The sequence below is a fragment of the Streptomyces sp. NPDC005141 genome, assembly GCF_053599975.1.
Map to the genome: position 1 here is coordinate 42,306 of NZ_JBSFYW010000007.1, position 23,571 is coordinate 65,876.

The window sequence follows — 23,571 nt, forward strand, 5'->3', positions numbered from 1 at the left end:
TCGCCGACCGCCACGTGTCAAGCATTTCGGCCTGGGTCAAAGGGAAGAGGAGCCGCATCTTTCCCGTCCTACGATCCCTCGCATGCCGATTCGCCGGACATTACGGATGATCGTCGTGCTCGCCGTGGCTCTCACCGGAGCGATCGGGGGTGGCGTGGAGACCGCACAGGCGGAAGGGAACCCGTCCTCGTACGATCGGCAGCTGCTGTTCTACAACCACTCCTACGGAGTCCTCGACCGGGAGACCGCCGACGCCATCGAGCACTCCGGCTATCTGCGGGACTTCGCCAACTTCCAGGTTCGCACCACTACCGGTACCGGCGGACAGACCTGGACCGGTCGCTATCCGATGGGCCGCGAGACCTACCTCGAGTTGTTCGGCGTCGGTGACATAGGTACGCCGCGGGCGGCGCCAAGGCGTTTCGTAACTAGAGCGAGGCTCTTACCGGGTGCAAGATTCCGAATGTCGATCGACCTGAAGGAGTCAGCGCCATGCCAGCCGACGCGGACAAGTCACGCGGGCGCCGAACCCTCAATACTGACCGGCTGGCGGCATTCAGCGACGGTGTGTTCTCGATCGCCGCCACGCTGCTCGTACTGGACCTCGCGGTACATCCACCGGGCTCTCCACTGAAGCAGGTACTTGATGGCTGGCCCGGATACCTGGGTTACCTCGTCAGTTTCCTGACGATCGGCGGAGCCTGGCTCCTTCACACGCGATGACCGACCGCCTCACACGGGCGGATCCGAACTTTCTCAGCCTCAATCTGCTCTTCCTACTCGTGGTGGTGTTCCTCCCGTTCCCGACCCAACTCGTCACAGAGGCCCTGGGCACGGACGAGGGCGAGATCGTGGCAGCAACGGTCTACGGGCTGACGCTCCTGGCCATCCGTGTCCTGGCGGCCGCAGTGGATGCATACGCACGGCGCGAGCACCTCTACGCGCCGCGCGAGGACGGCCGGGAGGCCGCCATCGAAGTCTGCTGGCCTGACGGCTCCCGAGCCGAAGACGGCTATCGCACCGGGCGGCAGTACGTGCCATCAGTATCGCAATGCGTTTGCGAACCTCGGCGGTCACCGTGTCGGTCAGGTAGGTCCCGGTTGCTCCGGGCGATGGTGTGAGCCGTGCCGCCCGCGGCGACCTGGGGGCTTGGAAGCGCAGCCTCCACCGCGGCAGTGAGATCCGGGACGGTCTCCATCCCGCTGTGCGGACGCTGTGGGGACCGCTGTGGAGATGCCTACCGCGATGCACGGCACCACAATGACTGAGAACTACGTTTTCTGCCGGATCGGAGATATCCGTGAAGGACCTCGAATTCGAGCACAAGCGTTCCCTGTCACGCCTTGAGGCTGCCGATCAGCTTGCGGCACTCGCGGACGCGCTCAGGCATGGTGGCCGTGCCGAGCTCCAGCTCGGCCCCGGCAAGCTGAGCCTTCAGATCCCTCACGAATTGCACAGCGAAGTCGAGGTGGAGGTCGGGGACGGGCAGATAGAACTGGAGATCGAGCTCAAGTGGTCGACAGCCCAGAGTGGAGAAGCCTCGGCCACGCCTGAAGATGCTCGGGGCGACGACTGAGCGACATCGCGGATCCCGAGAGAGGTGAATCCGCGTAACGCGGCCACCAAGTGCCGGTTCAGCGGGTTGGCATGCCTCCGTGCGGGCTGTTGACCACCAAGGGCAGTGACCCTTCGGCGAGATAGTCGTGCCCGGGGAAGTAGTCGATGTGGAGATGACCGCCGTCCTCGGCGCCTGCCATGTCCCGCAGGTTCTCCGCGAGTACCGCCCTGCCGTCGGAGTCACCGCTGATCACAAGGATGTGCCGCTCCGCGTCCCGGCCGATGAGGACACCGGGGCCGGAAGTCTCTTTGACCTCGACTCCGGCCAGGACGTCGCCGCCCGGCGAAGTCGTGGAGTTGAGCAGCCCCTCCCCCTGGGCCACCGCGCTTGCCAACCACGTCAGTTCCTCCGCAGAGGCGGAGAGATCCACTTCTCCGTACCCGGGGTCGAAGATCAGTCTCATGGGCGTAAGTCCTCCAATGTCGAACTCCCATGATGTCCGCCTGCCCCCCCTGCCCCCCCTGCTCCCTGCCCCCTGCCAAGACCGTCAGCCATGTACCCAGGCATCAGGCACAAGCACACCCACGAGCGGCAGTGCACAGCCGAGTTGGTTACCCGGCCCCCAGCGCCCACCTCGACGAAGGCTTTGCCCGCGATGGGTTTGTGAGCGCCGCCTGACACGCCCCCCTGCCGTATGCCCGCCGGCGGTTCAATCGGTGAGCGCGAGTTGAGGTGCGCCGGCGTTGTCAGTCGCCGGCCGCCATGGACTGGTCTGTTTCGACCCGCGGGTTCAAGTGCTTCACCTTCCACCCGCGCTGCGCGGGACAGGAAGGGCTGAGTCTTCACCCGTGCGTCGGTCTGAAGGTCGAGGACCCGGACCTTGATGTGATCGAACGTGCCGTGCACCGGTTGTCCGCGGAGAAGGTGTCGATGTAACCGGTCGGTTCGGGCCTGTTGACTCGGAGGTCGGCTGTCCCGATACGGTCTGCGAACGCGGCTCGACATGGATCATCAAGTCGCGTTCGCGAACCCCACCGGGCCACTGGCACCGTGACCGTGGGCCCTAGCGGGGTTGATGTTCATGGAGGCGGACGGCCATCCTCACCGTCACCTCATCTCCTGCCGAGAGGCCGCTCGGCCTGCGCGCAGCGACCTTGAGCGGCAGCAGGTAGCCGCCGTCCTTGGGGAAGAGCGACGTCTGGAAGTCGACCTCGCCGATCCGGGCATCGACGGGGATCACGCCCCAGCCGTAGGTGGCCATCGCGGCCACCTCGCGGATGTCGGCGGACTCCTCGTCCGGCACACGAACGAAGTAGTACGGCGACGGTCCGCGCCATTCGATCACTCGGCCGGAAAAGACGAACTCCATGGGGCCAGCTCCCTTCCTCGAGGACGGCCAAGATACGCGATCGATGCGGCGAAGGGCTTCAGGTCCCCTCACCCGCGACGATGGAGGAGTACGGCGGACCGAGACTGCCTCCGAGGCCGCGGGCTCGTCGTCATCGCCGACTTCGGTAGCGCGGTTCGACAACGGCGTCCTCGCCGACTCCGGGACTGTGGTTCGGGAACGGCGCCCTCACCCCATCGTCACCGGCGGCGGCTTGATCGGCCGGCGCGGTTTTCTCACCCGCGACGCCGACGGCGCCGTCATCGGAGCGGACCTGGCCGCACTCTGCGGTCAGGCGCGGTGATCGAAGGCTCTTCAACCGGGCTCCGCCGCCCGCCGAGTGACACCTGGGACCCCCGCAGAGCAAAGCGGGCGAGGCCGGTGACAGCCTTGCCCGGGCGGGCCGTTCAAACAGCAGGCCAGGTGCCGAGCGCCTGGGCCAGCCGGTCGCTCTGCTCTCGGGTGATGCCCCGGGCGAGACGAGTACCGAACCGGGGACTCATGGGCCCGTCGCAGTTCAGGATTCCGTCGAAGGGCAACGGATCCTGTCCTCCTGAGAGCGGGGAGGCGCCAGGAAACGTCCATTCGGCCGGCTCCCACAGAGGGTGGTCCGCGAGGAGCGCTTCCGCGGTGCCCCGCGCCTCCGTCACGGGAAGGCCCGCACGCGCCAGCGCGTCGCCGAGTATGTCCACGGCGTCCTCGGGCATGTCCCGGTCGCCGAGCGTGGGCAGTAGCAGGAGCAGGCGGGCGTGTTCCGCGTGGACTCCCGGGGCGTCGAGGTCGGGCGTGCGGGCGATGTGGTGGAGCTCCCGCCAGGAGAGTCCCGGGCCGGCATGGTTGCCGCCGACAGTGGTCAGGTGGCCGTGCCGTCCCCATCCGGGGTGGGTGATGAAGTACTCCGTTCCCGGATCCTCGGGAATGTTGCAGCCGAGGACCAGCGCGGTGTGACCGCCCGCGAACGGGATCCGGAAGACGGGCCATTGGTCCTCGTCGCTCAGCGCGCCCCAGGCCGCGTCGGCATCGGCCCCGTCGACACCGAACCACTCCGGAACAGGGTCGTACTCGTCTGTCTGGCTCAGCCACATCAGGTAGGCCGCCCAGAACCCCGGCAGTGCCAGCAGCTCCTCCCCCACGACAACAGGGGCGTTCTCGAATCCCTCTATCAGCACCGGCCCAGACTCTCACCCGCCTCCGACAGCCCGTGCAGCGCTCGGGCCTCCACCAGGCACAGCTGTCTCCCATGGCCTCACCCAGTGGGGAACTACGCGGGCGCCAGGCTCGGGCGGCGGTCGGCGGGCGGCGGTCGGCGGTCGGCGGTCGGCGGTCGGCGGTCGGCGGTCGGCGGTCGGCGGTCGGCGGTCGGCGGGCCACAACGCGCTTTGTCGTCGTACGACTTCCCTCCAGTCCGACCAGTCGGTACGTTCAACGGGCCCGGCACCTTCCCGACCACCCGCGGACGCATCACGGAGGGCTCATGACCCAGCAAACCCCCCTTACAGAAGGCCACTGCGACCCGCGCTTCACTGCGGTGCGCACCGCGTTCGAGGAGAACTTCCGCGCCCGCGGGGAGCTGGGCGCGGCGGTGTGCGTCACTCTCGACGGGGAGACAGTGGTGGACCTGTGGGGCGGCTCGGCCGACGCGGCCCGCACCCGCCCGTGGGAGCGGGAGACGCTGGTCAACGTGTGGTCGACCTCGAAGGGACCGACCGCGTTGTGCGCGCACATCCTGGCCGATCAGGGACTGCTCGACCTCGACGCCCCGGTGGCCACGTACTGGCCGGAGTTCGCGGCGGCGGGCAAGGCCGACGTCCTCGTACGTCATCTGCTGTCCCACCGGGCGGGGTTGTCCGGGCTGCGTGAGCCGCACACCTTCGCGCAGCTCTGCGACTGGGAGCTGACCGTCCGGCGCCTCGCGGAGCAGGAGCCCTGGTGGGAGCCGGGTACCCGGTCCGGCTATCACGCGCTGACGTTCGGGCACCTGGTCGGTGAGCTGGTGCGGCGCGTGTCGGGGCTGTTGCCGGGCGCTTTCCTCGAGCGGGAGGTGACCGGGCCGCTCGGGATCGACTTCACCATCGGACTACCGGAGAAGGAGGCCGGACGGGCGGCCGAGCTCGTCCACCCTCCGGCCGCGTCGAGCAGTGAACAGGCAGCGGTCTTCGCACAGTTGGCGCCCGCGGCGCTGGCCGCGCTCGCCAACCCGTCGGTCGGAGCCGCCGAGGCGAACACACCGCGATGGCGGGCCGCCGAGATACCGGCCGCCAACGGCCACGGAACGGCGCGCGCGATCGCCGAGTTGTACGGGATCTTCGCGCTGAAGGGCACCTACGGCTCCCGGCGCGTGCTGTCCCCGGAGGCGGCCGAGCGGGTACGCGAGGGACAGGGCAGTTGCCGCGACCTGGTCCTGGGCGCCGGGTTCGCGAATGAGACGGAGGCAGGACTCGGACTGTGGCTGAGTGGGGTCAACGGATCGTACGGACCCAACCCCAGGGCTTTCGGACACGACGGGTTCGGCGGCTCCTGCGGTCTCGCCGACCCGGAAGCGGGGGTCTCGCTGGGGTACGTGATGAACCGCATGGGCCCGCACATCGCAGACGACCCAAGGAAGATGGCGCTCGTCGACGCCCTGTACAGCGCGCTCCGGGGGCGCACCGCGCCTGTCCGGGACGCGGGTTGAATTCGGCCGAAGTCTCCGGCTGCCCTTTCCTGGTGGTTTAGACCAATGCTAGATGTGGTGGCGCAACGAGCCCGCACGGCTACGTCTAGTCACCACGCAGGAGCGGACATGGCCCGCACCACCCCTTCATCCGACCACGAACCGCTCTACGCGCGGATCGCCGCACAACTGCTCGGCGAGCTGCGCGACGGGAGCATCCCGCCCGGCGAACGCCTGCCGGGAGAGCGCGAGTTGGCCGCCCGTTTCGCCGTCAGCCGGGAGACCGTACGGCAGGCGCTGCAGATGCTGCGACGCGGCGGCCAGGTCTCCACCGACCGGCGCGGCAGCCACGCGACGCTGTCCGGCACCGAGCCCGTCCCGTCCCTCGACTTCCCCGTCGGCGCGCACACCAGCGAACCGTGCGCACGCCGGCGGACCACCGTGACCTGGGAGGCTCCCCCACCGGAACACGCCAAGGCCCTCGGACTCGCCCCGCGGCGCGCGACGCTGGTCCACCGCTACGAGTCGGCCGCCGCCGACGGCAGCGGGCTGCGCACGGCCGTGACGTCCTTCTCCGCGATCGCGGTGACCGAGGTCGAGGAACTCGCCCGCTACCGCGACCGCGCGGACGGCCACGCGTCGGCGCAGCTGTCACGGGCCTACGACTGGATGCGCAAGGCGGGTCTGACCCTGCATCACCGGGACGCGATCACCCGGCTCCCGCAGTCGGTGCGGGTCACCCGCCGCGTGCACGACCAGTACGACCGCCCCCTGGAAATCACCGACCTGACCGTCGACGCGCAACAGGACGCCCTCGTCTACGAGTTCACACTTCCGGCGGCCGAGTGAACTCCGGGTGACGTAGGACGGTCGAGACTGCGGACACAAAGGGGAGGGGTGGGGGACCTCGGCCGGTCACCCACCCGTCCGGAGCCGGAATGCAGTCATCTGACCGATCCCAGCAGGGCTGTTCGCGTCTAGCGTCGAGGCATGACCTCCAACGACGCACAGCAGATCGAGCGGGCCAACGCGACGGGCCGGGTACCGGTCGTCTTCGTCCACGGTCTGTGGCTGCTGCCCAGCAGCTGGGACCGGTGGGCGACCCACTTCGAGCAGGCCGGGTTCGCTCCGGTCTCGCTGTCCTGGCCCGACGACCCCGACACGGTCGAGGAGGCCAAGGCCCACCCCGAGGTCTTCGCCAGCAAGACGGTCGGTCAGGTCGCCGACCACCTGGAGAGCCTCATCGGCGGCCTCGAGAAGAAGCCCGCCGTCTTCGGCCACTCCTTCGGCGGCCTCCTCACCCAGATCCTGGCCGGCCGCGGCCGGTCCGCCGTCTCGGTGGCGATCGACCCGGCGCCGTTCCGGGGCGTGCTGCCCCTCCCGATCTCGTCCCTGCGCTCCGCCGCGCCCGTGCTCGGCAACCCGGCGAACCGGAACCGGGCCGTCCCGCTCACCTTCGAGTAGTTCCGCTACGGCTTCGCCAACGCGGTCGGCGAGGAGGAGGCCAAGGAGCTGTACGACACCTTCGCCGTGCCCGCGCCGGGCGCCCCGCTCTTCCAGGCGGCCACGGCCAACTTCAACCCCTGGACCGAGGTCAAGGTCGACACCGAGAACCCGGACCGGGGCCTCTGCTGATCATCTCCGGCGAGAAGGACCACACCGTGCCATGGGCCATCGCCAACGCGTCGTACAAGAAGCAGCAGCGCAACTCCGGCGTCACCGAGATCACCGAGATCAAGGACCGCGGCCACGCGCTGACCATCGACCACGGCTGGGAGGAAGTCGCCGACACGGCACTGGAGTTCGTCCGCCGTTTCGTCTGACCTCCACCGCGGCCGCGCGGCGCCCGCACGCCGCACCGCACCACCGCACCATCTCTCGAAAGGGAGCCTTCCGGGGCCCTCGGCCCCGTCATACGGCGCCCGACGGCCTCCCCGAGGTGTCCTCGCGCGTGGCGACGACCATCCGGGCCCGCGGGCTGCCGTCCCGTCGCCGGCCGAACGTGGACAGCGCGTGAAGTTCCGTCCGGAATCCGGCCCGAGCCAGCTCCCGCTCCACATCACCGAGCCGGAACGCCCGGTAGTACATGACGAAGGTCGGACGCCGGACGGCATTGCGCACCCGCATCACCGTGTCGAAGCCCAGCAGGGCCCAGAACCACGGCGAGCTGGGCCGCGGCGGAGCCATGACCGGGAACGCGAAGCGCCCGGCGGGACGCAGTACGGCGTGGATCCCGGCGAACAGGCCGGGCAGCTCGCGCGGCAGGAAGTGCCCGAAGGCGCCGAAGCTCACGACCAGGTCGAACGCGGGCCCGAAGGGAAGGGCGCGGGCATCGCCGCGCACCCAGGCGACCGACGGGGCGCCGTCGCCGTCAACCCGGGGCACGGACGGTGACCCGGCCCCCCGTACGGAGGCGACGGACGGCAGCGTGCCGCCCTGCGCCGGAGCGACGGAGGGCGGCCTGCCTCCCGGCATCGGGGCGACCGGCGGTGGCTCGTCGTCGCACGGCTTCGCCAGGGGCGGTGAGCCGTCCCCGCGCGTCCGCACCGGGGACGGTGAGCCGTCGGTGCCGAGCCGCTCACGTCCGACCGTCAGCATGCCCGTACTGATGTCGACGCCGGTGACGCTCTCCCGGCACAGTTCCCGCAGGACCTCCATGCCCGCGCCGGTGCCGCAGCAGAGGTCGAGTCCCGCGGTGAACGGTCCCATCGGCGCGAGAGCCCGTCCGACGGCGTCGAGGATCGCGTCCGGGGTCCGGAACGGCGTGTGATCGAACTTGGGGGCGAGCAGGTCGTAGCCGTGTTCGATGGACGAGAGGCCCTGCACGGCCAGTTCGCGGAGGGTGGGACCTTGCGGCGTGAACATCTGGCCGAGCTTAGGGGCAGCGGGCGCCGGTGCGCTGATCTATCGTCCCCGGCATGACCTCGTTCCGCCCCGCCCCCGCCTGGCTGGCCGACGCCGTCTTCTACCAGATCTACCCGCAGTCGTTCGCCGACTCGAACGGCGACGGCATCGGCGACTTCGACGGAATCGCCGAGCGCCTCGACCACCTCGCGTGGCTGGGCGTGAACACCGTGTGGCTCAACCCGTGCTTCGTGTCACCGTTCGGCGACGCCGGATACGACGTCGCCGACTACCTGGACGTCGCTCCCCGTTACGGCTCGTCCGACGACCTCGCCCGCCTCGTGGACGAGGCCGGCCGTCGCGGCATCCGCGTACTCCTCGACCTCGTGGCGGGTCACACCTCCGACCAGCACCCGTGGTTCCGGACCGCGATGGACGATCCGGCCGACGACCGGTACATCTGGGCGCCCGAGGGCTCCCCGGACGGCTTCGTCCCCTCCCCCGGAACCCGCCCGGGGGCCTATCTGCCGAACTTCTTCGCCTTCCAGCCCGCCCTCAACTTCGGTTACGCGCGCGCCCGTCCGGACGAGCCGTGGCGCGGCCCGGTCGCCGCGGAGGGACCGCGCGCCAACCGTGCCGCGCTGCGCTCGGTGATGGACCACTGGCTGGGTCTCGGGCTCTCCGGCTTCCGCGTGGACATGGCCGCCTCGCTCGTGAAGGACGACCCGGACCGGAAGGAGACGGCCGCGATCTGGACGGAGTTGCGCCACTGGCTGGACCGCGCGCATCCCCAGGCGGTGCTGCTCTCGGAGTGGGGAGAACCCGAGGTGTCCGTCCCCGCGGGGTTCCACGCGGACTTCTTCCTCCAGTTCGGCGGGCCGACCGACGGACTCGCCCTGCGCTCGCTGTGGAGCAACGGCGAAGGCACGGTCAACGAGGCCTGGGATCCGCTCGACTGCTTCTTCGACGCCGAGGGCCGGGGCTCCCCGCGCCCCTTCGTGGACGCGTGGAGCCGGGCGGCGTCCATGCTCGGCGAGGACGGCTTCATCGCCCTCCCCACCGCCAACCACGACTTCTCCCGCCTCAACTGCGGCCCCCGCACGGCCGACCAGCTCCCCGCCGCCTTCGCCTTTCAGATGACCTGGCCGACCCTTCCGGCGATCTACTACGGCGACGAGATCGGCATGCGTTACCTTGCGGGACTGCCCGAGAAGGAGGGCAGCGTGCTGGGGCCGCGCTACAACCGCGCGGGTTCCCGCACACCGATGCAGTGGGACGACAGCCCCAACGCCGGCTTCTCCACGGCTCCCGCCGACCGCCTCTACCTCCCCGTCGACCCGTCCCCGGACCGCCCGACGGTCGCCGCCCAACTGGCCGACGACACCTCGCTCCTGCATCTCGTACGCCGCCTTGTCGCCCTGCGCACCAGCGCCCCGGAGCTGGGGCCGGGCGGTTCGGTGGAGGTGGTGCACGCCGGTTACCCGTTCGTGTACGTGCGGGGCGGCCGCTATCTCGTCGTTATCAATCCGCGCCGAGATCGGGCGAGTTGCCGCTACGGCGGCGCCACCGGCGCCCGCCCCCTGGAAGCCGACGGCGTCCGTATCGACGACGACACCATCGACGCCCGGGGATTCGGCTACGCCGTCTTCGAACTCACCGGGCCGAGGGCCGGGCACTGAACCACGGTTCCCCTGTCCGTCGTGTTGGGCGCACCTGCCCGGTCCGACGATCGCGGAGGCGGAGTTCAGGCGAGCCGGCCGGCTGTCCGCAGCGGGCAGCCGGTGCCGACGCGTGTGGTCAGTTCGGCCCGCAGGGTGACCAGTTCGGCTATGCGGGCGTCGATGACCTGGATCTTCTCCTCGAACAGCGCGGACAGCGATTCCGCGGTGTCCGGCGCCTCACGCAGCTCCTCGCCGTGCCGCGCGATCTCGGCCAGGGAGAACCCGAGGGTCTGTGCGGTGCGGACATAGTGCAGCCAGGGCACCGCCTCGGGTGGGAAGTCGCGATATCCGTTGGCCAGACGGCGGCCTTCGACCAGGCCGATCTTTTCGTAGAACCGGATCGTGTCTCTGGACATGCCCGCCTGCGCGGCGAGTTCACCGATGCGCATGACCCTCCGTCGGAGATGGAGCTCGGTTTAGGGCTTGACCTTGGACCGTACTCCACTGTTTAGCGTGAGGCGTCGCTGCCACAAGACCAGCAGGAGCCTCGCCGTGATCCGTCTTCCCGACCCCGGGCAACCCGCCTATGTCCGCCTCGTCCGGGCCAGTGCCTGGTACGACCTCGCCGTCACGGCGGGATTCGCAACACCCTGGACCTACATGCTGGTTCACGACGCACTGTCGTCGTGGGGCAACGCGCTCGGACTGGGCACTCTGCCCGAACCCGACCCGTGGCAGACCCTGTTCGCGAACCTGATGGGCTCGGTGGTGGTCGTCTGGTCGCTCCTGCGCATTCTCGGAACGCGCCCGGAGCATGGGCTGTTCGACGGCATCGCGCGCACCTTGTTCGCGACGTGGCAGGCGTACGCCTTGGCCCAGGGAGCCTCTCGGATTTTGTGGCCGTTCTTCGCCGTCGAGGTGGTGTTCGGCGTCCTCCAGCTCGCGCCGTGGTGGCAAGGCCGACACACGAACCCGACCATCGACGCGGCGGAACCGACGAACCGCAATCCCGCCTCACGCAGGGAGGTTGGGGGAACTCGGCGTTCTTCGAGGAAGGCGAACGGCGCAACCTCGGCATGACGGACTCCCGGCCGGGGTTCGGCCCTCGCCCTGCCCGCCCGGGCGGCCAACCGTCGGGAGGGTCCCTTCACCCCAAGGGACAAAGAGCCCCTACGCCGATCGACACTCCGCGAGCCGCTTCTCCAGAAATCTCCGCTCGGACGCGTTCTCCACCAGTTCGAGCGCCCGCTCGTACGCCTCGGCGGCCTCCGCGGTACGACCGCCGCGACGCAGCAGGTCCGCACGGGTGGCGGGCAGCAGGTGGTAGGCGTCCAGCTCACCCTCCTCCTCCAGCTCGGTGACCAGGGCGAGCCCGGCCTCGGGGCCTTCGGACATGCCCACGGCGACCGCCCGGTTGAGCCGGACCACGGCTGAGGGCACGAAGCGCCGGAGCTCGCCGTAGAGCGCCGCGACGTCGGCCCAGTCGGTCTCCTCGGCCGTCGCGGCGGTGGTGTGGCAGGCGGCGATCGCGGCCTGGATCTGGTACGGCCCCGGGCGCCCGCGGCGCAGAGCGGTCTCCAGCAGCGCGGCGCCCTCGTCGGCCTCCGGCCTCTCCCAGGCGCCACGGTCCTGGTCCTCCAGGGTGACCAGGTCGCCCGCCGCGTCGACGCGCGTACCGCGCCGGGCGTCGTGCAGCAGCAACAGAGCGAGCAGACCGAGGACTTCGGGCTCGTCGGGCATCAGGCCGGCCAGGACGCGGGCGAGGCGGATCGCCTCGGCGCAGAGGTTCGTGCGCACCAGATCGACGCCGGCCGTGGCGGCGTACCCCTCGTTGAAGAGCAGGTAGAGCACGCCGAGGACGCCCGTGGTGCGTTCGGGCAGGAGGTGCGCGGGCGGTACGCGGTACGGGATGCCCGCGTTGCGGATCTTCCGTTTGGCGCGCACCAGTCGCTGCGCCATCGTCGCCTCGGGGACGAGAAAGGCGCGCGCGATCTCGGGCGTGGTCAGCCCGGCCAGGGTGCGCAGGGTGAGCGCAACCCGGGCCTCGAGGGGAAGCGCCGGATGGCAGCAGGTGAAGATCAGCCGCAGCCGGTCGTCCCCGACCCCGCTGTCCTCGTCGAACTCCGGGTCGTACGGACCCTCGTCACGCGCCGGCACCGCCGCCTCCCTCAGCTTCCGTGCCCCGACCGCCTCTCGGCGCAGCACATCCAGGGCGCGGTTGCGCGCGGTCGTGGTCAGCCAGGCGCCGGGGCGGCGCGGCACACCGTCGCGCCGCCACCGGTCGAGGGCGTGCGCGAAGGCGTCCTGCGCGCATTCCTCGGCGAGGTCCCAGTCGCCGGTCACCCTGATGAGGGTGGCGACGACCTGGCCCCACTCCTCGCGGAACGCGGCGGCGACCGCCTCCTCGATGTCGTCGTTCACTCCCAGACCGGCCGCACCTCGACCGAACCGCCGCCCAGCGCCGCCGGATGCCGGGACGCGAGTGCGATGGCCTCGTCGAGGTCGGCGACCTCGACGATGTCGATGCCCGCGACGTACTCCTTCGATTCGACGAACGGGCCGTCGCTGAGCAGGACTTCGTCGCCCTGGACCCGGACGGTGGTGGCGTCGGTGGAGGGCCGCAGCCGGGCGCCGCCCTTCATGATGTCGTGGTCGCGCACCTCTTGGACGTACGAGGTGAACCAGGGGTCGTCGGCGATCTCCTCGGGACCGAGGTCCTCGCCGCCGACGGGCGTGCAGAGGAACAGGACGTACTTCACGACCGGACCTCCTCGGTTCCCGGGATGCCGGCGACGACCGGCACCGACGTGTGCTGGTGGACGATCTGCCAGCGGTCGCCGGCGGCGCGGTAGCCCGTGGTGACGCGCGCGGTGGTGTCGAGCGCTCCGCCGTCGACGAGGGTGGCGCGCGTACGCACCAGGGCGTGGCTGAAGGCGACGCTCTCGTCGACGCGCAGGCGGAAGTCGAGCACCTCGCGGTCGACGGGGCCGGCGAGCGTCGAGAACCACAGTTCCTCCGCCTTGCGCAAGGCGTCGACACCGCTCTGTTCCAGACCGCTCACGGGGTGGAACACCTCGACGTCCGGGGCGTAGCAGGCCATCGCCCGGTCGACGTCACGCTCGCGGGCGGCCTCGGTGAGCTCCGCGTCGAGGCGGCGGATCTCCGGTTCGGCGTCCTCCTCGTCCCAGAACGCGCGGACCTCCATGGCGCCGATGGCCGCGACGGGGTGTCGCGCGGCGGCCTGGATCGCCTCCTCCATGTCGGCGCAGTCGAGGATGTCGAAACCGGCGACGTACTCCTTAGTCTCGGCGAAGGGGCCGTCGGTGCGCAGCACCTCGCCGTCCCGCACCCGGACAGTGACCGCGTCCGCGGGCAGCCGGAGCCGGTGGCCGTGCAGCCGGACGCCGCGCTCGGCGCCCAGTTCCTCGACCCAGGGTTCGACGGGCGCCATGCCGGATGAGTCGGCGGTGTCGTCGCCGCAGACCAGCAGCATGTACTTCATGGTTCCTCCCGGTACTCATGGGCTTCCTGCACCCCACCGACGAACGGCGGCGCGGCGAATCGACACGCGACGCTGATCTTTTTCCCCCGGGGGCGCTCCGGGCACGCGCGGCCCGTGTGCGCGCCGCCGCGCGCTGTCAGAGGCGGGAGGCTCCGGGCCGCACCGGAAGGGCTCGGACGCTGTTGCCGACGAAGCTGGCGTGACGGCTGAGTTCCGCCTCGGGCAGCGCGAGGTCGAGGTCGGGGAAGCGGGTGAACAGCCGCTCCAGGGCGATGGTGGCCTCCATCCGGGCGAGCGGGGCGCCGAGGCAGTAGTGGGCGCCGTGCCCGAGGGAGAGGTGCCGGACGGCACCGGGCCGCCCGGGGCGGGTGATGTCGAAGCGGTCGGCGTCCGGGCCGTGGGCGGCCCGGTCGCGGCCCGCGGCCGAATACCCGGCGAGAACCGGTGTGCCCTGGGGGATGACGGTCCCGTCGACGGTCAGGTCCCGCACCGGGTAGCGGAACGGGAAGTAGCTGACGGGCGCGTCCCAGCGCAGGGTCTCCTCCACGACGTCCGCCCAGCTCGACTCGCCCTTGAGGACGGACTCCAGCTGGTCCCGGTGCCCGCACAGCGCCCGTACGGCGTTGGTGATCAGGTTCAGTGTGGTCTCGTGCCCGGCGATGATCATGAGCACCAGGGTGCCGATGAGTTCCTGCTGGCTGAGCCTGTCGCCCTCCTCGTCCCGGGCGGCGATCAGGGCGCTGGTGAGGTCGTCGCCGGGGTTCTCCGCGCGCTCGGTCGCGACGGCGACCAGCACGGACACCAGTTCGCGGTTCGCGGCGACGACCTGCTCCGGTCCGATGTCGGTGGCGACGACCTGGTTCGACAGATGGTGCAGCCGGTCGAGGTACTCGGCCTCGACGCCGAGGAGTTCACCGATGACGCCCATCGGCAGCGGGAGCGCGAAGTTCCGGCGCAGATCGGCCACTCCCCCGCCCTGCTGTGCCGCCGCGTGCAGGCCGTCGAGCAGTCCGGACGTCAACTCCTCGATCCTGGGGCGCAGTTGTTCCACCCGTCGCGCGGTGAACGCCTTGCTGACGAGGGAGCGCAGCCGCCGGTGGTCGTCATCGTCGGCGGTCGTCATCCCCTGCACGGTGGCGAAGGTCAGCAAGGGCCAGCCATCGGCTATCCGTCCCTCGCGCAGGGCCGTGAAGTGCCGTGCCCCCTTGGCTACATCAGGGTGCGCGAGGAACTCCTTCAACGCGTCGTGCCCCAGCACCGCCATGCCTTCCACCGCACCGGGCAGCTCCACCGTCGCGACGGCGCCTCGCGCGAGCAGCCGCTCGTTGTCGGCGTGCGGGCAGCCGCCCGCGGGGTCCATGCGGTGCGGCCTGACGGGCGAGGTGTCCACCGGGTTCTCCTTGCTACTGGGCCGAGTTGACGGTCGTACGACGCCGTCGGGGCCGTACGACGATCGATTCTGCCTGCTCAGAGCAGCGTGCGCAGCAGCTCGGCGAAGCCCTTCGGGTGGGTCAGGCTGCCGTTGTGGCCACCGGGACCTCATCCGAGCGGACACGGAATGAACGAGGCCCTGAACGTGTTGAGGGGGTGGGGATGCGGATGCGCCGCCTAAAGGCGAGCGGCCGACTTCGCAGGCCACGCCGGTGCCGGAAGGCCCGCGCGGTGTCCTGCCGGGAGTGGCTGGCGGAGCCACGGCGCCCCTGCTGTGCCGCCCGCTCGTGAGCCGCCGAGAGACGGATCACAGCCGAACGGGTCCAGCACGTGGTACAGTCCGATCAGCACTCGTGTACGCCACTTCTTTCAGGCGCCGGTGCCCTTTCCTCTCCCGCTGTCACGCCGTCGATTCCGACCGGCGGACCAGCTTCTCAGCATCACCTCTCGAACACGGTCCGGGTATCGCTCCCGTCGTACCCGAGGTGATGTTCCCGCCGCGCCGAGGCGCGCCCCGCGCCCTCCCTTCGCGGCCTCTCTCCCCTTGCTTCCGCATGTCCCATGCATCCCCGTCCGTGAAAGGACATCCCATGACCATCACCCTCGAACGCCCCCCTGTACAGCAGCGCCCCCGGACCCAGGTCGCCACCGGTGTCCTCGACATCGACGGCAACGGGAAGGGACACCTGCGCTCCACGAACTGCCTGCCCTCGTCCACCGACCTTCAGGTCTCCCCCGCGCTGATCCGCCGTCACGGCCTGCGCAAGGGCGACACCGTGCAAGGTGTGCGCGGCGGGCCCCGGACCCTCACCGAGGTCGAGCGGATCAACGGCCGTGCGCCCGAAGAGCTGCGCCGTCGCCCGCACTTCGGCGACCTCACCCCGCTGCACCCGCGTGACCGGCTCCGGCTGGAACACCCGTCGAGCGGACTGACCGGACGCGTCGTCGACCTGGTCGCGCCGGTCGGCAAGGGCCAGCGCGGCCTGATCGTCGCCCCGCCCAAGACCGGCAAGACGGTACTGCTCCAGCAGATCGCCGCCGCCGTGGCCGGCAACCACCCCGAGTGCCATCTGATGGTGCTGCTGCTCGACGAGCGGCCCGAAGAGGTCACCGACATGCGGCGCTCCGTACGCGGTGAGGTCTTCGCCTCCACCTTCGACCAGTCGCCCAGGCAGCACATCGCGCTCGCCGAGCTCGTCGTCGAGCGGGCCAAGCGGCTCGTCGAGGCGGGCCAGGACGTCGTGATCCTGCTCGACTCCCTCACCCGCCTGTGCCGGGCGCACAACAACGCGGCGGCCGCCGGTGGTCGCACCCTCAGCGGCGGTGTCGACGCCGCCGCGCTCCAGGGCCCCAAGCGGCTCTTCGGAGCGGCGCGCCTCGCCGAGGAGGGCGGCTCGCTCACCATCCTCGCCACCGCCCTGGTGGAGACCGGCTCCCGCGCCGACGACTTCTTCTTCGAGGAGCTCAAGGGCACCGGCAACATGGAGCTCCGGCTCGACCGGACCCTGGCCGGCCGACGGGTCTTCCCCGCCGTCGACATCACTCCTTCCGGCACCCGCCGCGAGGAACTCCTGCTGCCCACGGCCGAGTTGGTCGCCGCACGAGGCATTCGCCGCGCCCTGGGGACGCGGGACGGGCAGGCCGGCCTGGAAACGCTCCTGGAGCGGCTGCGCGCCACCCCGGACAACGCCGCCTTCCTGCGCCAGGTCCAGCCCACCCTGCCCTCCTGACCCCCCGCACCTGTGGCATCCGGGTGCTCGACGTCGACACTCGGCCCGGGCAGCCGGGCGTGTCGCGAGTCCGTTCCTACGTTTGCGGTATGACCATCGGATTCTCGCTCCGGGCCGCCATTTCTCGCTCCTCGGTAGCGCGCGCCGCCCGCTCCTGCTCCGCCGTCTGCGTGGTCGGTGTGCTGGCCGCGACGAGCCCGGCCGCCGCACTCGCCGGTGCGGGTCCGAGGGCACCCCGGCCCGCCGCGTCGCAGTCCTCGACGCTCTACCGGACCGGGACGCAGGTACGCCCACGGACCGGGGCGCCCGAGGTCCCCGAGGACATCTCCGCGCTGTCGTGGCTGGTGGCCGACGCCCGCACCGGCGACGTACTCGCCGGGCACAACGCCCACCGCAGGCTGCCGCCCGCCAGCACCCTCAAGACCCTGTTCGCCCTCACCGTCCTCCCTTCGCTGCCCGGCAACATCCGGCACACCGTCAAGGAGGAGGAGCTGGAAGGCATCGGCGCGGGCAGCAGTCTGGTCGGCGTCGCCGAGGGACACACCTACAGCGTGGCGGACCTGTGGCGCGGAGTCTTCCTCAACTCCGGCAACGACGCCGTGCACGTGCTCGCCGCGATGAACGGCGGCTGGGAGAGCACCACCGCCCAGATGCAGGCCAAGGCCCGCTCGCTCGGCGCCCGCGACACCCACGTCGTCTCGCCCGACGGGTACGACACACCCGGGCAGGTGTCGTCGGCGTACGACCTGGCGGTCTTCGGACGGGCCGGGCTGCGCAACGCCGACTTCGCACGGTACTGCGGCACCGTCGACTCCATGTTCCCCGGCGACGGCGGCTCCTGGTACGGCATCCAGAACACCAACCGGCTGCTGACCGGCGCGAACGGGGTGGCGCCCTACCCGGGTCTGATCGGGGTCAAGAACGGCTACACCACCAACGCCGGCAACACCCTGGTCGCCGCCGCGCGCCGCGACGGGCGCACCCTCGTCGTCACGTTGATGAACCCTCAGGCGGGCGGCGGGTTCACCGTGTACGAGGAGGCGCGCTCGCTGCTCGACTGGGGCTTCGAGGCGGTCGGCCGTGTCGAGCCCGTGGGAACACTGCTCGACACACGTGCCGTGCCCGCGGCCGGTCCCTCCGCTCCGGTCGCCCCGGCCGGTCCCGCAGCACGGCCCAAGGCCACCGCACGGCCCGAGGTCACCGCACGGCCCGTGGCCGCCGCGACCCCGGACGGCGAAGGCTTCGACTGGTCCGCCGCGGCCGGGATCGCGGGCGCCGCCGGTCTGGGTGCCGCGAGCGTCGCTCTCGCCCTGCGGATCAAGGCGGCCCAGGCCCCACGCGGCTGACCGGCGGGCAGCCACACCAGCAGCCCGAGCGTGACCCACGTATAGGCGTTGCTGCCGAGGAACCCGTCGAGGCCCGACGCGTCGTCGAACCACAGCCACACCACGCTAGAGCACAGCACCGCGTACAGAACCGCCGCGACCCGCAGCCGGCGCCTGTGCATCAGCACGGCGAAGGACGGCAGCAGCCACACCAGGTGGTGCACCCAGGTGATCGGGCTGACGAGACAGGCGGCGAGGCCGGTGAGGGCGAACGCGGAGGTCCAGTCCCCGTCGGCCAGGGCCCGCGAGACCCGCCGGGCCCACACGCACAGGACCAGCAGAACGGCCGTCGCCCACAGGGCCCGGCTCGGGTCCTCAGGGGCCGTGAGCCGGGCCAGGGCGCCCTGCAACGACTGGTTGGAGACGTAGGGCAGACGCCCGACACGGGCTGTGTCCCACAGCGCGTCGGTCCAGTAGAAGCGCGAGGCGTCCGGCGCCACCCAGGCAGCCAGCGCGGTGGCCAGGGCCGCGACGGCCGTCGCGACACCGGCAGCACGGCGACGGCGGCCGAGCAGGAGCAGCACGATGAAGAGCGCGGGCGTGAGCTTGATCGCCGCCGCGAGGCCGATCCCGACGCCCGCCCAGCGACCGCGCCCGCTCGACAGCAGCCAGGCGTCGCTCAGCACGAGGGCGAGCAGGACCAGGTTGACCTGGCCGAAGCTGAAGGTGTCGCGGACCGGTTCGAACAGGGCCAGCAGACAGGCCGTCAGGGCACAGCCGAACCAGCCGTAGCGGCGCAGTGCGGGTCCGACCAGGACCGCCACCACGCAGGCCAGCGCGGCGAGGTTGAGCAGCAGTCCGAGGGCGATCGCCGTGCGCAGCCCGACCAGGGCCATCGGCAGCATGCCGAGGGCCGCGAACGGCGGATAGGTGAAGCCGTACGTCGTTCCCGGCACCCGGTAGTCGTAGATCCGGCCGCCGTGGTGGACCCAGGAGTCGACCGTGCCGTAGTACACCCGCAGGTCGAACCAGTCGCGCAGCAGCGGCACGGTGGCCGTGAACCCGACGACGACGAAGGCCAGTCCGAGGACAAGGGCAAGGCGCCGGCGATCGGTGCTCAGTACCGCCCCCGTGCCACCGGGACCGCTCGGCCCGCTCGGCGCCCTGCCGCTCGGACCCCGCACGCCGCTCGGCGTCTCCACTCCCGTCGTCCCCCTCGACCCGGTCGGACCCGTCCCACGCCTCGGGTCCTCTGTCATGCCGTCCGCTCCAGAACCGGTGCGTTCGGCTGCGCCGCCTGGTGGGCCTGCCAGAGCACGACGAGGGCGAGCACTCCCCCGGAGACGGCGAGGACCACCTGTTCGACATCCGCCGGTGCCCCGCTCGGCAGCACCGCGAGCGCGAGCACCGCGCTGACGGCGGCGACACGGCCCCGCATCGAACCAGTGGGGGCCGCCGCCGCTATGAGGAACAGGCCCCACAGCGCGTACCAGGGCCGGACGGCGGGCCCGAACACCGCCACCGCGGCCAGGCTCAGGCCGAGCGCGTACACCGGGTGCGGTCGCAGCCGGAGCCAAATGAACAGCAGCAGGCACACGGTCGCCACGAGTCCGGCCGCGTGCCAGGCGGGCACGGCGAGCGGCGCGAGGCCGCTGCCGAGCTTCTGGAGCGCGGCGCCGGTGGCGCGGCCGAGCACGCTGGTGGGTGACCAGTTGTGCGGCGAGACGGGCGTCTTCAGTGCGGCTATCCAGCCGTACCCCGTACCGGCCACCGCCGTCGCTGCGACCGTCGTGGCGGCCGCGACCACCAGGGTCGTCACCGTGGCCCGCGCCGTCCCCCGGCGCCCTCGCCCGCGCCCACGCAGCGCGACGACCGCCAGCAGGCCGAGCGCGGCGGGCGCCTTGACCAGCGCCGCGAGGGCGATCAGGACGACGCCGAGAAGGTGCCATCGGCCACGCGCGGCCACCAGGCCGACACCGAGCAGACCGAGCATGATGGCGTCGTTGTGCGCGCCGGCCACCAGATGCAGCAGGACCAGAGGGTTGAGCGCGCCGAGCCACAGCGCGGCGGCCGGATCGGCGCCGCTGTGCCGGGCGAGGCGGGGCAGGGCCGCCGCCATCAGGGCGACGCCGAGCAGGGCGACCAGGCGCATGCCGAGCAGTCCGGCCGGTATCTGCCCGCGGGTCAGCGCCGACAGGGCGGAGGCGACGGCGAGGAAGACCGGACCGTACGGCGTCGTCGTCCGCTGCCAGACGGGTGCCACCTCGTCGGCGAGCGGGCCGCCGAGCCGCGCGGGTCCGTACGCGTACACGTCGATGTGGGAGTCGACCATTGCGCCCTGCGCAAGGTAGCTGTAGACGTCCCGGCTGAACAACGGGGGCGCGAGCAGCAGCGGCGCCGCCCATACGGCCAGAACGAGCAACAGGGAACGCGGAGTCGGCGGTTCGGGCCCACGTACGACGGTGCCCAGCAGAGCCCAGGCGGCGATCAGCAGAACGACGCCGAAGTACACCCCGACCAGGCCGAGTACGGCACGCCCCGACTCGGGGGCGAGGAACTCGCGCGCGGGCAGGGCCCCCGCGGTCTCGCCGCCCAGCGCGAGAAAGGCGGTTCCGGCCAGGCCCAGAGCCTGGCAGCGGCGGAGATCGACGGGAAAAGCCATGGCCAACACTCCGCAAGCGTGGCAAGGCCGGGTGGCCGGAAGGCGACGCGGCGCACTCCTGGCGGGGTCAGACGTATGACCTCCGCGTGGTGACGCGAAAGCAGCGCGGATACCGCGTCGGCCGCCGCGTCTGCCGTGTTGGTCGCACGGTCGATGCGGGGCGCGCAGGGTGTGCGGAACGGCAGTCCGTGCGGGAGGACGATCGGGCCGACAGGACGTCGGCCCGCGAGGACGGTCGACCCGGGAGGACGGTCGACCCGGGACGGCACTTGGCGCGTCGGCGAGCTTCGCGCGAGTCCGCGGGCAACCGACGGCGCGAGTCGACCGACGGCGCGAGTCGACGATCGGCGGGTGGTCCGGACCTGCGGGCGACGCGGCCGGGGCTCCAGTCACACGGCCGGGGCTCCCGTGGCACGGCCGGGGCTCCCGTGGCACGGCCGGGGCTAGAACACCGACACCCCGGTCAGGGTCGTGAAGCGGTCCAGGGCCGCCACGCCCGCCACCGAGTTGCCCCGCTCGTCGAGGCCCGGGCTCCAGACGCACAGCGTGCAGCGGCCCGGCACCACGGCGATGATGCCGCCGCCCACCCCGCTCTTGCCCGGAAGCCCCACCCGGTAGGCGAAGTCGCCCGCGGCGTCGTACGTCCCGCACGTCAGCATGATGGCGTTGACCTGTTTGGCCTGGCTCTGGGTGAGCAGCCGGCCGCCGTCGGCGCGAATGCCGTGCCGGGCCAGGAACCCGGTGGCGAGGGCGAGGTCGGCGCAGGACGCCGCGATCGAGCACTGCCGGAAGTACTGTTCGAGCAGGACCGGCACCGGGTTGTCGATGTTGCCGTAGGACGCCATGAAGTGGCCGAGCGCCGCGTTGCGGTCGCCGTTCGCGGCCTCGGACGCGGCGATGTCCTTGTCGAAGGTGAGCTCCGCGTTGCCGCTCTCGGCCCGCAGGAACTCCAGCAGGGTGCCGGCCGCGTCCCCGGTCCGCGTCTGCAGCCGGTCGGTGACGACGAGGGCTCCCGCGTTGATGAACGGGTTGCGCGGGATACCGTTCTCGTATTCCAGCTGGACCAGGGAGTTGAACGGGTTGCCGGAGGGCTCGCGGCCTACGTGCTCCCACAGTTCGTCGCCCTCGCGGGCCAGGTCGAGGGCGAGCGTGAAGACCTTGGTGATGGACTGCGTGGAGAACGGCTTCTGCCAGTCCCCCACTCCGTACACCGTGCCGTCGAGTTCCGCGACGGCCATGCCGAAGCGGCGCGGGTCGCAGGCGGCCAGCGCCGGGATGTAGTCGGCGGGCCGCCCCCGTCCCGGCGTCTGCGCGATCTCGGTGGCGATGCGCTCCAGGACCGGCTGGAAGGTCAGGGAGGACGGATACGACGAATACGCGGGCATGATCACCATTGTGCCGCCTGCCCGGTCCCGCCGCTCATCGCTCGGGCGGTCCCGGGGGCGTGCTCGCGACAGCCCGGGGCCGTCGGGGCGCCCGCAGACGCTGGGACCGCAACAGGGCTCTCCTCGGCGCGAGTTCGGCCACCCCCGCAGGTGGTCGCGTGGATCCCCGCAGGGCGTCAGGCGTACGCCGGCCGGGCGAGGGGGTCGAGGGCGCGGACGGGGCGGATGCTGCCGACCACCGCGCCGCCGCCGAGGAGGGGCGCGCCCGCGAATTCGGCGAGGGCGGCCGGGTCGACCCCGGCCCGCGCCAGGGCCGCGGCGGCCACCGGGACACGTGCCCGGTCGGCACCGTCGGCGATCTTCACGGCGACGGCGCGGCCGTCGGGCAGCGCCGCCACCTGCACGCCCTCGAAGCCGTCCTTGGCGAGCAGCCCGGGCACGGCCCTCATCAGCGCGGCGACGTCACGCCCGGACCCGGAGGCCATCTCGGCGTGCTCGCGCATCGCGTCGGCCACCCGGGCCTCCGGGGTGCCCGGCGCGGCGCCCGCGATCCGGACGGCGGCGCGGGCGAGACCGTGCAGTGAGACGGAGAACAGGGGCGCGCCGCAGCCGTCGACGGTGACCTGGGCGACGGCCTGTCCGGTGAGGTCCTCGACGGCCTCGGCGATCGTCCGCTGGAGCGGGTGGGACGGGTCGAGGTAGTCGTCGAGCGACCAGTGGTTGAGGCGGGCGGTGTACAGCATGGCCGCGTGCTTGCCCGAACAGTTCTGGGCGAGCCGGGAGGGCAGCCGGCCCTCGCGTACCCAGGTCTCCCGGACGACCGGGTCGAAGGGCAGGTCGGGGATGTTGCGCAGCCGCTCCTCGGGCAGCCCGGCCGACTCCAGGATGTGCCGGGTGCCTGCGAGGTGGCGTTCCTCGCCGGAGTGGCTGGCCGCGGCGAGCGCGAGCAGTTCGCCGTTCAGCGGGAGGCCGGCGCGCAGCATCGCCACGGCCTGTACGGGCTTGAGTGCCGAGCGCGGGTAGAAGGCGGCCTCGATGTCGCCGATCTGGAGCTCCACGCTCCCGTCGGCGGCCAGCACGACGACCGAACCGTAGTGGATTCCCTCGATCACGCCGCCGCGCACGAGGTGGGCGACGGGCGCGTGCAGGGGTTCGCGGATCACGGGGGCCGCGACGGCGGGCGGACCGGCGTACGTCAAGGTCGGGTTCACGCGGCGGCCCCGACCCGTATCCGGGCGTCCGGACGGCATGTGCCGTACCGGCACGAGGCCGGTGCGAGGGCGGCGGGCGCGCGGCGCGGCCCGGCCGACCTGCGAGCGCCGACGGGCGCGCACGCCCGGAACGCCGCCCGGATGTCCTGCGCGGACGCCGGGGGCGTCACCCGGTAGTCCTGCGCCGGCGTACGGGATGCCACTGGAATGTCGTGTCGCGGG

General features: G+C 71.6%; 21 protein-coding genes and 3 pseudogenes. 11 read left to right on the forward strand and 13 right to left on the reverse strand.

Annotation, left to right across the window (positions count from 1 at the left end):
* Window positions 1-106: 106 nt before the first annotated feature.
* From ACWD68_RS07715 to ACWD68_RS07730, 4 genes and pseudogenes are all read left to right on the forward strand, one after another.
* Window positions 107-394 (forward strand): annotated as a pseudogene (locus ACWD68_RS07715) (DUF5829 family protein); the annotation flags it as partial.
* A gap of 98 nt (window positions 395-492) precedes the next feature.
* Window positions 493-723, forward strand: a complete 231-nt coding sequence (locus ACWD68_RS07720; protein ID WP_451805564.1) for a TMEM175 family protein — start codon at window positions 493-495, stop codon at window positions 721-723.
* Window positions 720-1,121 (forward strand): hypothetical protein, encoded by a 402-nt coding sequence (locus ACWD68_RS07725; RefSeq protein WP_451805565.1) that lies wholly within the window; start codon window positions 720-722, stop codon window positions 1,119-1,121. The genes ACWD68_RS07720 and ACWD68_RS07725 overlap by 4 nt, the downstream gene beginning before the upstream one ends.
* 179 nt (window positions 1,122-1,300) lie before the next feature.
* On the forward strand, window positions 1,301-1,576 hold the full coding sequence (locus tag ACWD68_RS07730; RefSeq protein WP_451805566.1) for an amphi-Trp domain-containing protein: 276 nt from the start codon (window positions 1,301-1,303) through the stop codon (window positions 1,574-1,576).
* A gap of 58 nt (window positions 1,577-1,634) precedes the next feature.
* Here ACWD68_RS07730 and ACWD68_RS07735 read toward each other — a convergent pair whose 3' ends face one another.
* The 3 genes from ACWD68_RS07735 to ACWD68_RS07745 all read right to left on the reverse strand — a co-directional run bounded on the left by ACWD68_RS07735 (window position 1,635) and on the right by ACWD68_RS07745 (window position 4,114).
* The gene (locus ACWD68_RS07735; protein WP_451805567.1) at window positions 1,635-2,021 is read right to left on the reverse strand and encodes an Imm32 family immunity protein; all 387 of its coding nucleotides are present in this window, start codon (window positions 2,019-2,021) and stop codon (window positions 1,635-1,637) included.
* Window positions 2,022-2,621: 600 nt separating this feature from the next.
* A complete protein-coding gene (locus ACWD68_RS07740) occupies window positions 2,622-2,927 on the reverse strand; it encodes a DUF1905 domain-containing protein (protein ID WP_451805568.1) in 306 nt (101 codons plus the stop codon).
* A gap of 425 nt (window positions 2,928-3,352) precedes the next feature.
* Window positions 3,353-4,114 carry a hypothetical protein gene (locus ACWD68_RS07745; RefSeq protein WP_451805569.1) on the reverse strand — a complete coding sequence of 254 codons (762 nt, stop codon included), beginning with the start codon at window positions 4,112-4,114 and terminating at the stop codon, window positions 3,353-3,355.
* A 305-nt stretch (window positions 4,115-4,419) separates the two neighbouring features.
* Here ACWD68_RS07745 and ACWD68_RS07750 point away from each other — a divergent pair, with 305 nt between their 5' ends.
* From ACWD68_RS07750 to ACWD68_RS07760, 3 genes and pseudogenes are all read left to right on the forward strand, one after another.
* Complete coding sequence (locus ACWD68_RS07750) at window positions 4,420-5,619, forward strand: serine hydrolase domain-containing protein (RefSeq protein ID WP_451805570.1); 1,200 nt, start codon at window positions 4,420-4,422, stop codon at window positions 5,617-5,619.
* 108 nt (window positions 5,620-5,727) lie between these two features.
* Window positions 5,728-6,447, forward strand: coding sequence for a GntR family transcriptional regulator (locus ACWD68_RS07755; RefSeq protein ID WP_451805571.1), 720 nt, complete (start codon window positions 5,728-5,730; stop codon window positions 6,445-6,447).
* A 141-nt stretch (window positions 6,448-6,588) separates the two neighbouring features.
* Window positions 6,589-7,421 (forward strand): annotated as a pseudogene (locus tag ACWD68_RS07760) (alpha/beta hydrolase).
* An 88-nt stretch (window positions 7,422-7,509) separates the two neighbouring features.
* On the opposite strand, the gene ACWD68_RS07765 reads toward ACWD68_RS07760, so the two are convergent.
* Window positions 7,510-8,463, reverse strand: coding sequence for a methyltransferase domain-containing protein (locus ACWD68_RS07765; protein ID WP_451805572.1), 954 nt, complete (start codon window positions 8,461-8,463; stop codon window positions 7,510-7,512).
* 53 nt (window positions 8,464-8,516) lie between these two features.
* Between ACWD68_RS07765 and ACWD68_RS07770 the strand changes: the two genes are divergently transcribed.
* The gene (locus tag ACWD68_RS07770; RefSeq protein ID WP_451805573.1) at window positions 8,517-10,121 is read left to right on the forward strand and encodes an alpha-amylase family glycosyl hydrolase; all 1,605 of its coding nucleotides are present in this window, start codon (window positions 8,517-8,519) and stop codon (window positions 10,119-10,121) included.
* A 65-nt stretch (window positions 10,122-10,186) separates the two neighbouring features.
* On the opposite strand, the gene ACWD68_RS07775 is transcribed toward ACWD68_RS07770, so the two are convergent.
* A complete protein-coding gene (locus ACWD68_RS07775) occupies window positions 10,187-10,552 on the reverse strand; it encodes a MerR family transcriptional regulator (RefSeq protein WP_451805574.1) in 366 nt (121 codons plus the stop codon).
* A 103-nt stretch (window positions 10,553-10,655) separates the two neighbouring features.
* Between ACWD68_RS07775 and ACWD68_RS07780 the strand changes: the two genes are divergently transcribed.
* Window positions 10,656-11,183: a hypothetical protein gene (locus tag ACWD68_RS07780; RefSeq protein ID WP_451805575.1), complete on the forward strand. Its 528-nt coding sequence runs from the start codon at window positions 10,656-10,658 to the stop codon at window positions 11,181-11,183.
* 90 nt (window positions 11,184-11,273) lie between these two features.
* Here ACWD68_RS07780 and ACWD68_RS07785 read toward each other — a convergent pair whose 3' ends face one another.
* From ACWD68_RS07785 to ACWD68_RS07800, 4 genes are all read right to left on the reverse strand, one after another.
* A complete protein-coding gene (locus ACWD68_RS07785; protein WP_451805576.1) occupies window positions 11,274-12,524 on the reverse strand; it encodes an RNA polymerase sigma factor in 1,251 nt (416 codons plus the stop codon).
* Window positions 12,521-12,862 (reverse strand): YciI family protein, encoded by a 342-nt coding sequence (locus tag ACWD68_RS07790; protein ID WP_451805577.1) that lies wholly within the window; start codon window positions 12,860-12,862, stop codon window positions 12,521-12,523. Before ACWD68_RS07790 ends, ACWD68_RS07785 begins: the two co-directional genes overlap by 4 nt.
* Window positions 12,859-13,605 carry a nuclear transport factor 2 family protein gene (locus ACWD68_RS07795; RefSeq protein WP_451805578.1) on the reverse strand — a complete coding sequence of 249 codons (747 nt, stop codon included), beginning with the start codon at window positions 13,603-13,605 and terminating at the stop codon, window positions 12,859-12,861. Before ACWD68_RS07795 ends, ACWD68_RS07790 begins: the two co-directional genes overlap by 4 nt.
* A 136-nt stretch (window positions 13,606-13,741) precedes the next feature.
* Window positions 13,742-14,965 carry a cytochrome P450 family protein gene (locus tag ACWD68_RS07800; RefSeq protein ID WP_451805706.1) on the reverse strand — a complete coding sequence of 408 codons (1,224 nt, stop codon included), beginning with the start codon at window positions 14,963-14,965 and terminating at the stop codon, window positions 13,742-13,744.
* Between the two features lie 559 nt (window positions 14,966-15,524).
* Between ACWD68_RS07800 and rho the strand changes: the two genes are divergently transcribed.
* Together rho and ACWD68_RS07810 are read left to right on the forward strand one after the other, a co-directional pair.
* On the forward strand, window positions 15,525-16,766 hold the full coding sequence (gene rho, locus ACWD68_RS07805) for a transcription termination factor Rho (RefSeq protein WP_451805579.1): 1,242 nt from the start codon (window positions 15,525-15,527) through the stop codon (window positions 16,764-16,766).
* Between the two features lie 89 nt (window positions 16,767-16,855).
* A pseudogene (locus tag ACWD68_RS07810) lies at window positions 16,856-17,758 on the forward strand (D-alanyl-D-alanine carboxypeptidase family protein); the annotation flags it as partial.
* Between the two features lie 14 nt (window positions 17,759-17,772).
* Here the strand turns inward: ACWD68_RS07810 and ACWD68_RS07815 are convergent.
* The 4 genes from ACWD68_RS07815 to ACWD68_RS07830 all read right to left on the reverse strand — a co-directional run bounded on the left by ACWD68_RS07815 (window position 17,773) and on the right by ACWD68_RS07830 (window position 23,301).
* A complete protein-coding gene (locus ACWD68_RS07815) occupies window positions 17,773-19,212 on the reverse strand; it encodes a glycosyltransferase 87 family protein (protein WP_451805707.1) in 1,440 nt (479 codons plus the stop codon).
* A 134-nt stretch (window positions 19,213-19,346) separates the two neighbouring features.
* Entirely contained in the window at window positions 19,347-20,753 is a 1,407-nt protein-coding gene (gene mptB / locus ACWD68_RS07820) for a polyprenol phosphomannose-dependent alpha 1,6 mannosyltransferase MptB (RefSeq protein ID WP_451805580.1), read from the reverse strand.
* Window positions 20,754-21,196: 443 nt separating this feature from the next.
* The gene (locus tag ACWD68_RS07825; protein ID WP_451805581.1) at window positions 21,197-22,147 is read right to left on the reverse strand and encodes a glutaminase; all 951 of its coding nucleotides are present in this window, start codon (window positions 22,145-22,147) and stop codon (window positions 21,197-21,199) included.
* 167 nt (window positions 22,148-22,314) lie between these two features.
* Entirely contained in the window at window positions 22,315-23,301 is a 987-nt protein-coding gene (locus ACWD68_RS07830; protein ID WP_451805708.1) for an asparaginase, read from the reverse strand.
* Window positions 23,302-23,571: the final 270 nt, after the last annotated feature.

Excerpts from the sequence above, each read along its gene's own strand:
- ACWD68_RS07720 (WP_451805564.1), top strand. The coding sequence starts at position 493 with ATGCCAGCCGACGCGGACAAGTCACGCGGGCGCCGAACCCTCAATACT.
- ACWD68_RS07725 (WP_451805565.1), top strand. The coding sequence starts at position 720 with ATGACCGACCGCCTCACACGGGCGGATCCGAACTTTCTCAGCCTCAAT.
- ACWD68_RS07735 (WP_451805567.1), bottom strand. The coding sequence starts at position 2,021 with ATGAGACTGATCTTCGACCCCGGGTACGGAGAAGTGGATCTCTCCGCC.
- ACWD68_RS07740 (WP_451805568.1), bottom strand. The coding sequence starts at position 2,927 with ATGGAGTTCGTCTTTTCCGGCCGAGTGATCGAATGGCGCGGACCGTCG.
- ACWD68_RS07750 (WP_451805570.1), top strand. The coding sequence starts at position 4,420 with ATGACCCAGCAAACCCCCCTTACAGAAGGCCACTGCGACCCGCGCTTC.
- ACWD68_RS07755 (WP_451805571.1), top strand. The coding sequence starts at position 5,728 with ATGGCCCGCACCACCCCTTCATCCGACCACGAACCGCTCTACGCGCGG.
- ACWD68_RS07765 (WP_451805572.1), bottom strand. The coding sequence starts at position 8,463 with ATGTTCACGCCGCAAGGTCCCACCCTCCGCGAACTGGCCGTGCAGGGC.
- ACWD68_RS07770 (WP_451805573.1), top strand. The coding sequence starts at position 8,517 with ATGACCTCGTTCCGCCCCGCCCCCGCCTGGCTGGCCGACGCCGTCTTC.
- ACWD68_RS07775 (WP_451805574.1), bottom strand. The coding sequence starts at position 10,552 with ATGCGCATCGGTGAACTCGCCGCGCAGGCGGGCATGTCCAGAGACACG.
- ACWD68_RS07795 (WP_451805578.1), bottom strand. The coding sequence starts at position 13,605 with ATGAAGTACATGCTGCTGGTCTGCGGCGACGACACCGCCGACTCATCC.
- ACWD68_RS07800 (WP_451805706.1), bottom strand. The coding sequence starts at position 14,965 with ATGGACCCCGCGGGCGGCTGCCCGCACGCCGACAACGAGCGGCTGCTC.
- rho (WP_451805579.1), top strand. The coding sequence starts at position 15,525 with ATGTTCCCGCCGCGCCGAGGCGCGCCCCGCGCCCTCCCTTCGCGGCCT.
- mptB (WP_451805580.1), bottom strand. The coding sequence starts at position 20,753 with ATGGCTTTTCCCGTCGATCTCCGCCGCTGCCAGGCTCTGGGCCTGGCC.
- ACWD68_RS07825 (WP_451805581.1), bottom strand. The coding sequence starts at position 22,147 with ATGGTGATCATGCCCGCGTATTCGTCGTATCCGTCCTCCCTGACCTTC.